Source organism: Pseudomonas sp. NMI542_15, from assembly GCF_021283425.1.
In the GTDB taxonomy this organism is placed as follows: Bacteria; Pseudomonadota; Gammaproteobacteria; order Pseudomonadales; family Pseudomonadaceae; genus Aquipseudomonas; species Aquipseudomonas fortuita.
The window spans coordinates 1-2,277 of the sequence record NZ_JAJSRO010000057.1 but is presented as its reverse complement, the minus strand read 5'-3'; the positions used below and the strand labels follow the sequence as shown (position 1 = coordinate 2,277).

General features: G+C 62.1%; 2 protein-coding genes. Both read right to left on the bottom strand.

All coding sequences use genetic code 11. The features are described 5' to 3' along the window. Window positions 1–197 precede the first annotated feature (197 nt). Entirely contained in the window at window positions 198–1,001 is an 804-nt protein-coding gene (gene istB, locus LU684_RS30370; RefSeq protein WP_071890699.1) for an IS21-like element ISPst3 family helper ATPase IstB, read from the bottom strand. Further along, a partial coding sequence (istA, locus tag LU684_RS30365; RefSeq protein WP_232895367.1) for an IS21-like element ISPst3 family transposase occupies window positions 994–2,277 on the bottom strand: 1,284 nt, incomplete at its 5' end. The genes istA and istB, both read right to left, overlap by 8 nt.

Below are 2,277 nucleotides of genomic sequence, written 5' to 3'. Positions count from 1 at the left end.
GTGTGTTGGCGCTGATGGAAAATTGACCCACCCTGCCGATTGAAATTTGACCCAGGGCGGATTGCTGATTTTGTTACCAGCAACTGTGGATAAGTCTACCAGCGCAGCTGCTGTTGCCCCCACTCCTTCGCTAGCCCAGTTCAGTTGTTTAAGACCTGCCACACGCAGCCATGTAGCAGGCCGTCGTCGCCATGAAATCAGAACGGCTCATCGTCCTCCGGTTCCTGGCCGCCCTTACGCTTTCGCTCCCGTGATTTGATCTTGGCCTGGGCCGCCAAGCTACTGTGTTGCAGGCGATAGGACTCGTTACCGGTTTCGACGATGTGGCAGTGGTGGGTCAGCCGATCCAGCAGGGCGGTGGTCATCTTGGCGTCGCCGAACACGCTCGACCATTCGGCGAAGCTCAGGTTGGTGGTGATCACCACGCTGGTGTGTTCGTACAGCTTGGATAGCAGGTGAAACAGCAACGCACCGCCGGCCTGGCTGAAGGGCAGATAACCCAGTTCGTCGAGGATGACCAGATCCATGCGCAGCAGAGCTTGGGCGATCCGCCCGGCTTTGCCGTCGTGCTTTTCGCGCTCCAGCAGATTGACCAGATCGACCGTGGAGTAGAAGCGCACGCGCTTGCCGTGCCGGGTGATGCCGGACACGGCCAGCGCAGTGGCCAGGTGGGTTTTACCGGTGCCAGGCCCACCGATCAGCACCACGTTCTGCGCGGTGTCGGTAAAGGCCAGACTGGCCAGTTCGCTGATCAAACGAGCGTCTGCGCTGGAGGCGCTGAAGTCGAAGCCGGCCAGATCGCGGTGCATCGGCAGCTTGGCCATGTTCATCTGGTGGCTCACCGAGCGCATGGCGCGATCTGTGTGCTCTTGTTCCAGCAGGTGTTCGAGCAGCCACTTGGACGAGGCTGTGTTCGACTCACCCTGTGCAGTTAACTCCGCCAAGGCCGTGGCCATGCCGTGCAGGCGCAGCTCCTTGAGTTCCGCCATCAAATCACGCATGACCGACCTCCTCGGCCTGGCCACGCAGGCGGTCGTAGCGCGCCGTGTTAGCGACGGGGGCTTCCTTGAGCGACAAGTGGGTTTCGACGCTGGGTGGTGGTTCGGATGCTGTCAGCCGTGCCACGACATTGAGGATGTGTTCGGCGCTCAGGCTGCCGCTCTCCAGTACCAGCTCAACGGCTACCAGCACGGCATCGAGTCCGGCGACCGGTACGGCAGCCAGGACTTGCGCCATGATCCGGTCACCGCCGGCATGACGCCCCAGACCGTGCTTAAGCTGACGCAGCGGCGCCGGCAGATCAGCAAAGGGCGCGCCGTTGCGCAGCGCACCGGGCTTGCGTTCGATCAGCGGGAGGTAGTGCTGCCAGTCATAGCTGACCTGGTCGCGATCCAGCAAGCGGACATGGCTGGCGATCAGCGCGTCGTCAGCCACCACCTCGATTCGCGTCGGATACAAACGGCTGCTGACCCACTTACCCGCGTACTCACACGGCACCGAGTAGCGGTTGCGCCCGACGCTGACCAGGCAGGTGCTGGAGACCCGCGCAGGCCGCTCGACGTAACCGTCGAATGGCGCTGGCACAGGCATCAGTTCAGCGCGCTCCAACTCCAGCACTTCGGCCACACTCAGCCCGCTGTATTGAGGGTGCGTCAGCTCGTTCCAAAGCGCGCGGCAGCGCTGGCCCAGCCAGGCATTGAGTTCCTCGAAGGAGTGAAACTGGCAGTCCTGGGCGTCTAGCCAGATACGCCTGCGGCTGTCTTGCACGTTCTTTTCAACGATGCCCTTTTCCCAACCAGCGGCGACGTTGCAGAAGTCCGGATCGAACAGGTAATGCGCGCACATCACCGCAAAGCGTGCATTCACCGCCCGGCCTTTGCCCTTATTGACCTTGTCGACGGCCGTCTTCATGTTGTCGTAGATGCCCCGGCGCGGCACGCCGCCCAAGGCGCCGAACGAGCGTGTATGGGCGTCAAATAACATCTCATGGCCCTGGCTCGGATACGCCACAAGCCAGAACGCACGGCTGGCACACAGCTTCAGATGTGCCACCTGCATACGCCGGTAAATGCCGCCGACCAGCAAGCCTTCCTCGCTCCAGTCAAACTGAAACGCCTCGCCAAGAGCAAAGGTCAGCGGCACAAAGGCCTGCGACGCCTTGCCCTGTCCCCCTCGCCAGGCACGGATAAACGCGGTGAGCTGGCTGTAGCCACCGTCATAACCTTCGGCTTTGATTTGCGCCAACAGCGCCTTGGCACTGCGCCGCTGTTGCTTGGG

What these genes read in the sequence shown, in the direction of transcription:
- istB (WP_071890699.1), bottom strand. Translation starts at nt 1,001, where the DNA reads ATGCGTGATTTGATGGCGGAACTCAAGGAGCTGCGCCTGCACGGCATG.